The organism is Bartonella sp. W8167 (genome assembly GCF_016100335.1).
Lineage (GTDB): Bacteria > Pseudomonadota > Alphaproteobacteria > Rhizobiales > Rhizobiaceae > Bartonella > Bartonella apis.
Map to the genome: position 1 here is coordinate 1,328,015 of NZ_JACFSQ010000001.1, position 13,145 is coordinate 1,341,159.

General features: G+C 45.5%; 11 protein-coding genes. 6 read left to right on the plus strand and 5 right to left on the minus strand.

Going from position 1 to position 13,145, the window contains the following annotated elements; translation table 11 throughout:
• Nucleotides 1-44: 44 nt before the first annotated feature.
• From prmC to secA, 4 genes are all read right to left on the minus strand, one after another.
• Nucleotides 45-902 (minus strand): peptide chain release factor N(5)-glutamine methyltransferase, encoded by an 858-nt coding sequence (gene prmC / locus H3V12_RS05570; RefSeq protein ID WP_198213846.1) that lies wholly within the window; start codon nt 900-902, stop codon nt 45-47.
• Nucleotides 899-1,978, minus strand: coding sequence for a peptide chain release factor 1 (gene prfA, locus H3V12_RS05575; RefSeq protein WP_075870206.1), 1,080 nt, complete (start codon nt 1,976-1,978; stop codon nt 899-901). Before prfA ends, prmC begins: the two co-directional genes overlap by 4 nt.
• Nucleotides 1,979-2,174: 196 nt before the next feature.
• Nucleotides 2,175-2,591 carry a Fur family transcriptional regulator gene (locus H3V12_RS05580; RefSeq protein ID WP_075870434.1) on the minus strand — a complete coding sequence of 139 codons (417 nt, stop codon included), beginning with the start codon at nt 2,589-2,591 and terminating at the stop codon, nt 2,175-2,177.
• A 344-nt stretch (nt 2,592-2,935) separates the two neighbouring features.
• Complete coding sequence (gene secA, locus H3V12_RS05585; protein ID WP_198213392.1) at nt 2,936-5,650, minus strand: preprotein translocase subunit SecA; 2,715 nt, start codon at nt 5,648-5,650, stop codon at nt 2,936-2,938.
• A 447-nt stretch (nt 5,651-6,097) separates the two neighbouring features.
• Here secA and H3V12_RS05590 point away from each other — a divergent pair, with 447 nt between their 5' ends.
• The 6 genes from H3V12_RS05590 to H3V12_RS05615 all read left to right on the plus strand — a co-directional run bounded on the left by H3V12_RS05590 (nt 6,098) and on the right by H3V12_RS05615 (nt 11,518).
• On the plus strand, nt 6,098-7,093 hold the full coding sequence (locus H3V12_RS05590; protein WP_075870208.1) for a peptidylprolyl isomerase: 996 nt from the start codon (nt 6,098-6,100) through the stop codon (nt 7,091-7,093).
• Nucleotides 7,094-7,192: 99 nt separating this feature from the next.
• Nucleotides 7,193-8,431, plus strand: a complete 1,239-nt coding sequence (gene argJ, locus H3V12_RS05595) for a bifunctional glutamate N-acetyltransferase/amino-acid acetyltransferase ArgJ (RefSeq protein ID WP_198213394.1) — start codon at nt 7,193-7,195, stop codon at nt 8,429-8,431.
• Nucleotides 8,412-9,203 carry a GNAT family N-acetyltransferase gene (locus H3V12_RS05600; protein WP_075914872.1) on the plus strand — a complete coding sequence of 264 codons (792 nt, stop codon included), beginning with the start codon at nt 8,412-8,414 and terminating at the stop codon, nt 9,201-9,203. Before argJ ends, H3V12_RS05600 begins: the two co-directional genes overlap by 20 nt.
• Entirely contained in the window at nt 9,200-9,613 is a 414-nt protein-coding gene (locus H3V12_RS05605) for a (deoxy)nucleoside triphosphate pyrophosphohydrolase (RefSeq protein ID WP_246713061.1), read from the plus strand. The genes H3V12_RS05600 and H3V12_RS05605 overlap by 4 nt, the downstream gene beginning before the upstream one ends.
• 107 nt (nt 9,614-9,720) lie before the next feature.
• A complete protein-coding gene (locus H3V12_RS05610) occupies nt 9,721-9,978 on the plus strand; it encodes a hypothetical protein (protein WP_075870211.1) in 258 nt (85 codons plus the stop codon).
• 148 nt (nt 9,979-10,126) lie between these two features.
• Complete coding sequence (locus H3V12_RS05615; RefSeq protein WP_198213398.1) at nt 10,127-11,518, plus strand: L-cystine transporter; 1,392 nt, start codon at nt 10,127-10,129, stop codon at nt 11,516-11,518.
• A gap of 664 nt (nt 11,519-12,182) precedes the next feature.
• On the opposite strand, the gene H3V12_RS05620 is transcribed toward H3V12_RS05615, so the two are convergent.
• Nucleotides 12,183-13,064, minus strand: a complete 882-nt coding sequence (locus tag H3V12_RS05620; protein WP_198213848.1) for a methyltransferase domain-containing protein — start codon at nt 13,062-13,064, stop codon at nt 12,183-12,185.
• Nucleotides 13,065-13,145 lie beyond the last annotated feature (81 nt).

Consider the following 13,145-nt stretch of genomic DNA (forward strand, 5'->3'; position numbering starts at 1 on the left):
GCTATAGAAAAATGAAGCAAATGCTAAGAACGTGAGTTTCACGGTCAGCAAAACAACAAGGCGCGCAAAATACCATTCAAGTCTTTGCGCGTCTTTTTCAATTCAAAACCATTCTCTGAAAAAAGAGCAATCACGTCTTTTTCCTGACCTTTGCCAATTTCAACCGCAATCATTCCATGCGGTTTCAAAAATGGTCGGCTTTCTTCGGCGAGCTTCCGATAAAATTGAAGTCCGTCTTTTCCGCCGGACAAGGCTCTGAGCGGGTCATATTTTTTCACCTCGGTTGCAAGGATGGAAATTTCGCTTTCCGGAATATAGGGCGGGTTCGATATAATCATATCGAACTTTCCTGACAAACCAGAAAACCAGTCGCTTTTTAATGAGCTGAAACGATCTGCTACTCTTGCGCTTTCCGCGTTCAATGATGCTGTTTTTAAGGCGTCCTCGCTGATATCGACAGCCGTTGCCTTAAGCCCGTCAACATTTGCTAGAAGAGCAATTGCAATGGCCCCTGTTCCAGTTCCCATATCGACAATTTCGGCTTCCTCGTACCGATCAGCAATAGAGCGAATTTCCGGGAACACCAGATCGACAAGCGCTTCTGTATCATCTCTTGGTTCAAGAGTATCAGCGGACAGATGAAATTCTATCCCGTAAAATTCCCGTTTTCCGATAATCCGGTAGACCGGCTTACCATTCAGACGTTCAACAATTGCCTTATCAAGCCGTTGCAAGGCGTCTTCGCTCACTTGAAAATTGGCATTGAGGATTTCATCCTTTCGCGTCGTCGATGTGAAAAACTCGACCAGTAGGCGAGCATCAAGATCGGCATTGTCCAATTTTCTGTTGCGAAACAGTTTTCTTGTTTTTTTCAAAACGTCAGAAAGACTTGCCATAATCAGCCGTTATTGCCGAGTTCTGCAAGCAAACTCGCCTGATGATCGGCAATTAATGCGTCAATCAACTCGTCAAGTTCACCTTCCATAACTCTGTCAAGCTTATAGAGCGTAAGATTTATCCGGTGATCTGTCACACGACCTTGCGGAAAATTATAAGTTCTAATGCGCTCGGAACGGTCTCCCGAACCGACCTGACTTTTACGGGAAGCAGAGCGTTCACTGTCGGCCTTTTGTCGCTCCAGATCATAAAGTCGTGCCCGTAAAATTTGCATCGCGCGTGCGCGGTTCTGGTGTTGGGATTTTTCGGCCTGCACAACCATAATACCGGTTGGCAGGTGAGTGATACGCACAGCGGAATCTGTTGTGTTGACATGCTGGCCACCAGCGCCTGATGCCCGCATTGTATCAATCCTTATATCTTCCGGTTTGATTTCGACATCAATTTCCTCCGCTTCAGGTAAAACCGCAACGGTTGCCGCCGAGGTATGAATGCGCCCACCGGCTTCCGTTTCCGGAACACGTTGAACACGGTGCACACCCGACTCGAATTTCAACCTCGAAAACACGCCCTTTCCTGTGACAGAAGCGATAATTTCTTTATAGCCTCCGACATCCCCTTCGCTTGCGGAAACCACTTCCACTTTCCAACCGTGCAAACTCGCATAACGTTCATACATGCGAAAAAGATCACCTGCAAAAAGAGCAGCCTCCGACCCGCCGGTACCTGCACGTATTTCCAAAATTGCACTTTTTTCGTCAGCAGCATCTTTCGGCAATAGCTCGATTTGGACATCATGTTCCAATTTTGCAATTTTGTCTTTCATGCCGGGAAGTTCTTCTTCGGCAAGACCACGCATTTCCGGATCAATTGAATGATCTTTCAACATGGCTTCAAGGTCATTTGCTTCATGATGAGCTTTATTAAGTTCGCGTATCAGACCGACAACAGGTTGCAATTCGGAATATTCCGAGGCGAGTTTTACATAGGTCTCGGCATCCGGATTATTCGCCATTTCACTTTCGATCATCTCGAAATGCTTTTCGAGTTGATTCATACGCTCTTGCGGTAATGCAACCATATTTTTCAAAGGCCTATATATTTATATGGATCAATCGTTCCGATCACTGACTAAGACCGGTCAAATCTTTGATAATGCACCACAAGCTGCTTGCCAATGCCAAAACGGCATTTGCTCGACGTGAATTTGAAAAACAAGCGTCTTTTTGCACCATTCATCTTGAGATGGACACGTTTTTTAAAAACAAACCTCTTATCTAGCGCTTGCGTTTTTTCCCATAAAGTTCAAAGCGATGATGAATAATGTCATAGCCTAATGAATGGGCAATTTCTTCTTGCAATTTTTCAATGAGGTCGGAGCGGAATTCAATAACATCGCCGGTGTCGATATCAATGAGGTGGTCGTGATGCTCGCGATCTTTCTGTTCAAAACGGGATGGCCCACCTTCAAACTCGTGCCGTTCGATTGCTCCGACTTCTTCCAGAGCCTTCATTGTACGGTAGACCGTTGACAACGAAATTGTCGGATCTTTTTCACTCGCACGTTTGAAGAGCTCGAACGCGTTCGGGTGATCCAGATTATTATTAAGAAGACCAAGAATAATACGCCGTTGCCTCGTAATCCTGAGGCCGCTTTTGCGTAATTCTTTTTCATAATCGGGCTTATCTTCCATGATAACTACTGAACCGTTCATCTGATTGCGTAAAAGAAAAAAGAGTTTTTCATTCAGATTTTATAACTTGCATATAAGTTTATTAAAACCCCTGAATGTAACCTAAAATAACCGGACAAGTTAAGCTTGCACCACGTTCTAAATAAAACTCTTTTTGACCAATCCGGCTTTCAAATATTTATTCATATTTTCCAACCATTACAAAAATTTTCTACAAGCACAAATAGACGCAATTTTGCGTCAATTTAAATTTTCAGAATGTCGAGCGAATAAATTCCGATTTTTTGTAACCGGAATTTTTATCTTGTATCGCACAAATTAGAAAGGCGATGCCGTTTTATCGTTTAAACAAACGATCCATGGCAGTGTTTATACTTTTTGCCTGATCCACAAGGACAAAGTTCGTTACGTCCGACTTTCCCCCATGTTGTCGGATCTTTCGGATCACGTTTGGATGGTGCAACGACAGTGTCGTCCTGCGCGCTAACCGAAACCAGGCCATCAGCGTCGTCCTGACCGTTAAATTCCGGATGATCAGCATGCATTTCCGGAAGCGGAGCCGGTTCGCTCGGCTGTTCAACGATTTCAAAGCGCATAAGTTTGGAAACCACGTCACGCCGCAAATTGGAAAGCATTGCCTGAAAGAGTTCGAAAGATTCAGTTTTATATTCGTTGAGCGGATCACGCTGACCATAACCGCGGAATCCGACGACAGAACGCAAATGGTCAAGATTGACCAGATGTTCACGCCATAATGTATCAATACTTTCAAGCAACATAGCTTTGCGGAAATAGGCCATGACTTCCGGGCCGAACCGTTCCGCACGCTCTTTTGCCCTTTCGTCCATCGCTTTCTTGACGCGTTCCAATATCTGTTCTTCGGCAATGCCTTCTTCTTTTGCCCAATCTTCAACCGGTAAATCGAGGTTGAACAATTCTCGTAATTGGTCACGCAGTCCGACAGCATCCCATTGTTCGGAATAAGTTCCATGCGGCACGTATTTTTCAACGAGATCCTCTATAACTTCATCGCGCATTTCTGCGATCATATCTGTCAGATCTTCCGAATCCATAACCTCCATACGTTGTTCAAAAATAACTTTTCTCTGGTCATTCATGACATCGTCATATTTCAGGAGATTTTTACGAATTTCGTAATTGCGCGCCTCGACCTTTTTCTGCGCTTTTTCGAGTGCCTTATTAATCCACGGGTGGGTAATTGCCTCGCCTTCTTTCAGGCCGAGTTTTTGGAGCATTCCGTCCATGCGGTTGGAACCGAAAATGCGCATAAGATCATCTTGTAATGACAGATAGAATTTCGACCGTCCGGGGTCACCCTGACGACCTGAACGACCACGCAACTGGTTATCAATACGCCGGCTTTCATGGCGTTCTGTCGCCAGAACGTAAAGGCCACCGGCGGCAAGTGCCTTTTCCTTCAATTTTGCAACATCTTCTTTAATTGCCGCAATTTTTGCTTCGCGTTCGGGACCTTCAGGAACATCTTTCAATTCCTGTTCAACACGCATATCGACATTGCCGCCAAGCTGGATATCGGTACCGCGACCTGCCATATTAGTTGCAATTGTAATTGCACCGGGCACTCCGGCCTGTGCCACGATATAAGCTTCCTGTTCGTGATAACGGGCATTCAATACATTAAAACCGGTAATACCATCTTTCCGCAGGCGATCAGCCAGATGTTCGGATTTCTCGATTGATGTAGTACCAACCAGAATAGGCTGCCCGCGTTCGTGGGAGGCACGGATATCGCGAACAATTGCCTGATATTTTTCTTCGACAGTGCGATAGACTTCATCATTCTCGTCGATACGTTTGACCGGCAGGTTGGTCGGAATTTCGATGACCTCAAGGCCATAAATGTTGCCGAATTCTTCGGCTTCTGTTGCCGCAGTACCGGTCATACCGGCCAATTTGTCATACATGCGGAAATAGTTTTGGAATGTAATGGAGGCAAGCGTCTGGTTTTCCGGCTGGATAGCAACATGTTCCTTGGCTTCCAAAGCCTGATGAAGCCCTTCCGAATAGCGACGCCCCGGCATCATACGGCCGGTAAATTCGTCAATAATCATAACTTCGCCGTTACGCACGATATAATCCTTGTCGCGCGTAAACAGTTTATGGGCTTTCAACGCATTGTTGATGTGATGCACAATCTTGACATTTTCGATGTCATAAAGGCCATGGCCTTTTAATAGCCCTGCCTCGGCAAGCATTTTTTCAACTTTTTCGGTGCCGATTTCTGTGAAAGTCGCAGTCTTCTGCTTTTCGTCAATTTCATAATCTTCCGGCTTGAGAGGCGGTATGAAAGTATCAATCCGTTTATAAAAATCGGTACGGTCTTCAAGCGGGCCGGAGATGATAAGCGGCGTTCTTGCTTCATCAATAAGGATAGAATCAACTTCATCGACAATTGCGTAATGATGGCCGCGCTGAACCATCTGGCTACGATCAAACGTCATATTGTCACGCAGATAATCGAAACCGAGTTCATTGTTGGTGCCATAAGTAATATCACAGGCATAAGCAGCCCGACGCTGGTCGTTATCAAGATCATGAACAATAACGCCGGTTGTAAGGCCAAGAAAGCCGTAGAGCTTACCCATCGTCTCGGCATCGCGTTTTGCCAGATAGTCATTGACTGTGACGACATGCACCCCTTTGCCTTCCAAAGCGTTGAGATAGACCGGCAAGGTTGCCATCAATGTTTTACCTTCACCGGTACGCATTTCCGCAATGCCGCGATTATTCAAAACAATACCGCCAATAAGCTGGACATCGAACGGTCGCAAACCGAAAACGCGCTTGGAGGCTTCTCTTGCAGTTGCAAAAGCTTCTGGCAAAAGAGAATCAAGTGTTTCTCCTTTTTGTAATCTTGCGCGGTATTCATCGGTTTTTTGCCGCAATTCACTATCGCTCAATTTTTTGAATTGTTCTTCGAGTGCATTGATCTCTGCAACTTTAGGGCGAAGAGATTTTACCCGACGTTCAAAAGCCGAACCGAATAATTTGCGCGCAAGGCCGCCTAAACTGACCATTTCTGGTCCTTTCCGATGTTAGTTACTGGCGCTTGATGAACGCCGGTTGAATGACGTACACGCTTTAACCTTCAACGGCAGAGCATGCAACAGACTATGGCTGCAAGAATGCCGACAAAGTCTTAAAACCTGAAGTATACCCAATATTTACGACACAGATAGGTGTCGCGACTTTTTCTGTCAACATTGAGGCCGAAGTTTATATCCATGAGAAATATGGATAAAAAACCGCACAGTTTCCAAATTTTACACCCGTTTCGGCTCACTTTGCACATATTTTGGAAAGTGCGACAACACCCGAATATCATAATAGCCACAGAAAAGATGTGAATTTTGCCCAAAATTCCAAACATTTTTATCAACTTGTCAAACAACATGATATGAATGTCCCGAATTTAACCAAAATTTCAGTCCAGAACATCTTGTCTGTTCGCAAGGAGACCGTTTATGAAATCCATTCCCCTAACCCTATTGCTGTCGTCGGCTCTGCTTCTTGGCACCAGCCTGACATCGTCAGCACAGAATGCTCCTCAACCTCAACAGAGCACACCGGACGCTGCCGCTCCGGCCCAGCCCAAATTGCCGGATCCTTCAGGAGCACCCGCAGCACAGCCTGAAAAACCGGTTGATCCGTCACATGTGATGGCTGTCGTCGACGGCAAAAATGTGACTGCCGGCGACCTTGACGCCATGGCCAATGACATTGATCCGGGACTTGCCCGTCTACCCGACCAACAACGCCGGATTACCGTTTTAAAAATTTACGTCGATATGAAGACATTGTCCGATGCAGCGTTGAAAGACGGGCTCGACAAAACACCCGAATACGAAAAACGCATGGCTATTATGCGCGATAATGTTCTTCAGCAGCTTTATTTCAAAAATTCCATTGTTGATAAAATTACCGATGACGATGTCAAAGCACGTTACGAAAAGGAAATCGCTGGTCTTCCCAAGGAACAGGAAGTTCGCGCCCGCCATATTCTGGTAAAAACCAAGAAAGAAGCTGAAGATATTATCAAAAGCCTCGATAAAGGTGCGAAATTCGACGAGGTTGCCAAGGAAAAATCAAGCGAAAAATCGGCTGCTACAACTGGTGGCGATGTCGGTTACTTCAGCCGTGGGCAAATGGTCAAGCCGTTTGAAGACGCTGCCTTTGCTTTGAAAGTTGGCGAATATACAAAAACACCGGTTGAAAGCCCGTTCGGCTGGCACATTATCAAGGTTGAAGACCGTCGCGAAAAACAGCCCCCTGCATTGGCCGATGTCAAAGACGGTATTCGTAATATGATTGCACGCGAACGCTACGTCAAAATGATTGGTGATCTGCGTGGGAAAATGGACGTCAAATATCCCGATGAAGATGTCGCTAAAATGATGCAGAAGCCCGATAGCGATACGGGTGATCTTCCCGGAGAACAGCCCGAGGAAGAAGACCAATAAGCTTCTTTTTGATTTTATGATAAATGCCGGACAATTAGCTTTTCAAATGCTTTGTCCGGCATTATTGTTTTTTAAATTTCCATTTTTCAAGAGGTTGCTATGGTTGGCAAAATTTCTCCCCTTGCACCAAAGGCTTATCCCGAAATGCCGATAATAAAAGGCGTCCGTCTCGATACTGCCGAAGCGCATATCAAATATAAAGGCCGTACCGACCTCCTGTTTATTGTCTTCGATAATGAAACAAGTGTCGCCGGAGTGTTCACTCGGTCAAAATGTCCGTCTGCCCCTGTCGATCATTGCAGAAAAATTCTTTCTCATGGGGTGGCGCGTGGCGTTGTTGTTAATTCCGGTAATGCCAACGCATTTACCGGCAAAAAAGGGATAGCAACGACGGATGCCACGGCGAAAGCGGCAGCCGAGGCATTGGGTGCTACTCCGGAAGAAATCTATCTTGCATCCACCGGCGTTATTGGTGAACCAATGGATGCTTCGCGCTTTACCGGTTTGCTACCTGAAATGGCAAAAAATGCCAAAGAAGACAAATGGCTTGAGGCCGTCAAAGCCATTATGACAACGGATACGTATCCGAAACTTGCAACGCGAACCGTCGATTTTGATGGTCACCCGATCATCATTAACGGCATTGCCAAGGGTGCCGGAATGATTGCCCCCGATATGGGAACGATGCTTTCATTTATTGTGACAGATGCTCCCGTGCATCCGGCAATTTTACAGGATATATTATCCGATAAAGTGCGCGATACCTTCAATGCGATTACAGTTGATAGTGATACTTCGACATCAGATACCCTTCTTTTGTTTGCTACCGGTACAGCCGAGGGAAACATCAAACCGCTTAATCAAAAAAATGACCCGCGTTACAAAATTCTAGCCGATGGCATTTATGAAATTCTGCACGAACTTTCTTTGCAAGTTGTCGCTGACGGTGAAGGCGCCCATCATCTGATCGAAGTTAAAGTCGAAGGTGCAACGACATATGAAGCGGCTAGGACCATTGCCCGCTCCATTGCCAATTCGCCACTGGTAAAAACCGCAGTAGCCGGTGAGGATGCCAATTGGGGACGCGTGGTTATGGCAGTCGGTAAAGCCGGAATGGAAGCCGACCGCGACCGATTGTCAATCTGGTTTGGCACCCACCGCTTGGCCGTTGATGGCGAACGTGATCCCCGTTATAGTGAAGAGGAAGCCTCGAACTACATGAAAGGCTCCCATATAGTCATTAAAGCCGATATTGGCTTGGGTAATGGCTGTGCAACGATATGGTCATGCGATTTGACCAAAGAATATGTCGAGATTAATGGTGACTACAGAAGTTGATAATTTGGATCGCCGGAGTACAACTCTGGCCGAGATACGCCGGCTTGAAGCACTTTCTGCCCGTGCGTGGCCGACAGAGAAAGAATTTTATGATGGTGTCTGGGCTTGCCGGTCAACGCCGGATTTTCCATCAGACCGCATCAATTCGGTGACCCCGCTTGATCCTGATGATAACAAAAATATGAGGGAACGGGTCAAACACCTCTGTTTTGACAACGGCGTCTATAAGCGGCCATTGCGTATGACACCACTTGCCCCGCTCGAGCTTTTCGACGAGCTCAAGCAAAACGGTTGGGCAAATTTCAAAGATGTGGCTGTGATGGCTCTTAAACCACTTCCCCATATTTCTGGATCGGATGTCAAACTGAAAGCCATTGATGTCGAAGCTTATAGCAAATTGACTGTGCTGAACCACACCCATGAAAATCGCTATGCCGAGATTTATTTCAAGCTTTTAAAACGTATCAAAGGAAAGCCTTCATTTTTTGAACTCGACCGTGATGGTCAAGTGATCGGCAATATCATTGCTGTAAACGATTTCGGTCAGGTAGGGCTTATCGATTTTGCAATCGTTCCGGGTTTGCGAGGGCGCGGCCTTGGCGGACTAGCATTGCAAAGCCTGATCAGCACGGTCAGCCGGAAGTCGGCTGAAGTCCCCATTGAATGTCTGTGGTTGCAGGTGGAAACTTTGAACAGTGCAGCATGGCGCCTTTATACCGATGCAGGTTTCAAAACAATTTACCATTATCAATATTGGAGACCAGGCGTTTGACCAATTCAAAACCTATTCTTCTCGTCGTCGCCTGCGCGTTGATTGATGCCGACAATCGCGTGTTACTGGCAGAGCGCCCGAAGGGAAAGACACTGGCCGGATTATGGGAATTTCCCGGAGGAAAAATCGAACCCGGGGAAACGCCCGAAGATGCTCTCATTCGCGAACTTCATGAAGAGTTGGAAATCACTGTAAATGAAACTTGTCTGTCACCGATGACTTTTGCAAGTCACACTTACGAAAAATTCCATCTATTGATGCCGCTTTATATTTGCAGACGTTATGAGGGAATAGCAAAGGGAGCCGAAGGACAAAACCTTAAATGGGTTTCGGCTTCCAATCTTGATCACTATCCGATGCCGCCTGCCGATAAACCGCTTATACCTATTTTAAAAGACATTCTTTTTTAACAATTTCTTTACGTTGTTTGACAAAAGTGTCGCGCCCAAGTCGCGCGTTAAATCCTTATTAACAGGTAACTTTTAGTCTGGTAGACGGTTACTCTGGAGTAATTATAATGCACCACCAAGAGTCTTTAAAAACAAACCGTAACGACCTTACTCAATCAGCAGGGACAGGTGTTTTGCGAATAGTATTGCTTTTTGGTTCGGTTGCCATCGCGCTTGGTCTCATCCTCGTCCCGATGTTGGGTGATCGTAAGGATGCCGAGCTGACACAATCAATTTTCCAGAATAAAGTGGATTACACAACTATGACGGGTTCGGTGAACCAGTCTGCTATCCCTCAAGTCGACACGGTAAAAGATCCTCAATAATTGTTTTTGGATAGCATATTTTCGCTTAATTATCTTTATTATTGAAATATTTTTCTTTGAGATCATGGGTGCTGTCCCCTATATCACATGATTGGGGTACATTGATGCAATCGGTTTGTTTTTATACCCGACCATAGGACAGCTTTTAATGATCATCGGATTTATTGCCAATCTCGTCATATTCATTCTGTTACTCGTCGCAATCGCCAAGATGTCCAGAACCGGATGGAGCCTCTCCCGCCGTGTTCTGATCGGACTTGTGATTGGCGTCATCTTCGGGGTTATATTGCAGTCCATTTACGGCTTGGAAAATCTGCAACTGAAAAAATCGGTCGAATGGTTCAATATCGTCGGCAACGGCTATGTTCTGCTGTTACAGATGATCGTTATGCCGCTGGTATTCGCATCCATCCTTTCGGCAGTTGCGCGTCTTCATTCGGCTTCGTCGCTCGGCAAAATCAGCACTATCACAATAGGCATTTTGTTGTTTACTACGTTAATTGCAGCTTTTGTTGGTGTGATGATGGTCAATCTCTTTGGCCTTTCGGCCGAAGGTCTTGTTCAGGGTAGCGCCGAAAGTGCCCGACTGAGCGCTATTCAAACCAATTACATGTCCAAAGTTGCTGACATGAGTGTTCCGCAACTCATACTTTCTTTCATACCGAAAAATCCGTTTGCCGATCTCACCGGTGCCAATCCTACTTCTATTATAAGTGTCGTTATTTTCGCGGCATTTCTTGGTGCTGCAGCCATACGCTTGATGAAAGACAATCCCGAAAAAGGAAACGGCGTCATTTCTGCGATTGATACATTACAAGCCTGGGTCATGAAATTGGTCCGTATTGTTATCCTGCTTACCCCTTACGGTGTTTTTGCTCTCATGACAAAAGTTGCTGCAACTTCCAATGCAGCAGATATTCTGAAATTATTGGCGTTTATCGTCGCATCCTATCTCGGGCTTGCAATCATGTTTTGCATTCACGGGCTTCTGCTTGGAATTTCGGGCATTAACCCACTCCGTTTCTTTTCAAAAGTTATGCCGGTCCTGACATTTGCTTTTACCAGCCGCTCAAGTGCTGCCAGTATTCCTTTGAATATCGAAGCTTTGACCGAACGCATCGGCGTTCCGCAGTCGATTGCAGGATTTGCCGCCTCCTTCGGCGCGACAATCGGTCAAAATGGTTGCGCCGGCCTTTATCCGGCAATGCTTGCCACCATGGTAGCCCCCACCGTTGGCATCAATCCGCTAGATCCGGTCTGGATCGCGACACTCGTTGGCATTGTAACATTAAGTTCGATCGGCGTTGCAGGTGTCGGTGGCGGTGCAACATTTGCTGCCTTGATTGTTCTCCCCACGATGGGACTGCCTGTCACACTCGTTGCATTGCTGATATCAATTGAACCGTTAATCGACATGGGGCGCACAGCTTTGAATGTGAACGGCGCAATGACTGCCGCAACAATTACAAGCCAAATTTTACGCGAAACCGATAAATCGATTTTTGACTCGGATAATGATAAGAAATTGACCAATACTTGAACACGAGAAAGGCATAACACGAATGAAATTGAACACCATATTTGGTGTTTCCGGCCTCTTTCGTTGGTGAATAACAACACGGTCGGTTGAACAACCGCATCGGCCTTTCCACGTGGAAACTCACATTTTTGGGTATTTAAAAAATAGTGTTTTTATCGGCTTGCAATTACTCAATAAAATCTACTCGATCATCGACGACTAAGCGCATTATTTAAAAAATCCGAAAAATAGAAAATGCATGTCTTTCGATAATGAATACACACTGCCTTAAAAAATATAAATTCTCATAAAAAACTTTTCATACGATTTCCCGCTTATCCGACGTTGTTGGCCATTTGTCATTTTCTAAAAAAATCTGACTAAAAACCAATTGTTACAGCTCTATAAAGCTCGACTATTTTTCAGATTTAATCATTCTCATCAAAAATCCCAAAAAACATTGTGTGCCTGTGCACAAATGTCGTAGGTTTTTAAAAATATTTTTGGTCGAATATGACTGTTCCGATATCCGTTACAAACAACTTACTCATGAAATCTTTTCATAATTAAGGGACGGTATTGATTTATAGTGCTTTATTGACACATTGATTGACCTCGTCCGGAAAGGCTCGGAAGAGTACCAAGCCCCCTTCATGAACCCGGTTTATCAATACAGCATTTTGCACTAATGGGTCGATTTATCGCCTAAAACATCAGCGAGAGATATTGTTGCAGTTCCCGGGCGGGCCGGTTTTTGCTGGCTTTTATCCGGTGCCCAACCGGAGAGCCAGATGAAAGAAAAACTCGCGCGGATGCGCCCGTCCGGATCGCTAAACCGTTTTGCATAAATTTCCGCAGCACGTTCAAAAAACCTTCTGCTTACAGGGCGACGAGACCTTCCGGTAAGCCCGTTTTGCATTCCCATAGCGCGCAGGTCATCAATGAGTTGGAAAATCGTGTCATAGCGAACGGTCAAGTTCTCGACATCGCTTACCGGCATAGCAAACCCCGCTCTTTGCAGCAAACTACCGGCATCACGAATATCAGTGAACGGGTAGACTCTGGGGCTCACTCCGCCATAAAGTTCGGTTTCTGCTTCAATCAAACTTTCCCGCAACTCTCCAAGAGTGCCTGTTCCAGCCATAACGCCGAGAAAAAGACCATCAGGTTTCAAACTTTTGCGAATCTGGTTTAGCACTCCGGGGACATTATTGGTAACGCTTAAGGACATGAGTGAAATAGCAAGGTCATAAGAGCCGGTCGGTAAATCCATCAATTCGCGTCCACGCTGCAAAAACGCATGATTACCGCTTGTATAGCGCCTGTCACTCTCGACACTATCGACAACGGCAACTTTTCCGGTGTTGACAAGCGCTTCCGTTCCCGCTCCGGTATGACCGAAAAGGTCAACCGCATGAGAAAATTTCCGGTCGACCGTGAGCAACCGTTCCTGCAATTCTTCACACAAACGGTTAAGTAAAAAATCACCCTTTTTACCATAACGGGTAAAAGCGCGGCTTCGAAATTTCTCAATTCTAATCTGATCAAAAATCCGGGAATCTGTCATCATTCGCTATAATCATCATTCGCTATAAATTGTCACCATTCAACATATTGTATTTTAACCGTAACCGTTTAAGCTTAAAAA